The organism is Pseudomonas sp. MD330_10 (assembly GCF_042610415.1).
Taxonomy (GTDB): domain Bacteria; phylum Pseudomonadota; class Gammaproteobacteria; order Pseudomonadales; family Pseudomonadaceae; genus Aquipseudomonas; species Aquipseudomonas rhodesiae.
This window is the reverse complement of record NZ_JBHGZU010000129.1, coordinates 1-243: the sequence shown is the minus strand read 5'-3', so window position 1 is coordinate 243 and position 243 is coordinate 1. Positions and strand designations below refer to the sequence as shown.

The 243-nt window shown below is 56.8% G+C and carries 1 pseudogene; it reads right to left on the bottom strand.

What is annotated here, in order from left to right:
* Positions 1-243: pseudogene (locus ACFZPT_RS26885) on the bottom strand (nucleoside hydrolase); the annotation flags it as partial.

Sequence of the window (243 nt, the reverse complement as noted above, 5' to 3'; positions counted from 1 at the left end):
CCGACGATCTTGCTCGCATAGATCTTGAGGTCGGCGATCTGCTTCAGGCGCGCTACACAGGTGAGCACCTAGTGGGTGACGACCAGAGGTAGGAATGTCAGCTTGACCCCACTATTGAGCACGATTTCCGCGGCGACAGGGTCGGAGAACAGGTTGAACTCCGCGACCTGCGTGATATTGACGCCGTTCAAGTGCGCACCGCCCATCACCACAACTTCCTTGATGACTTGAGTGATTTCCGGG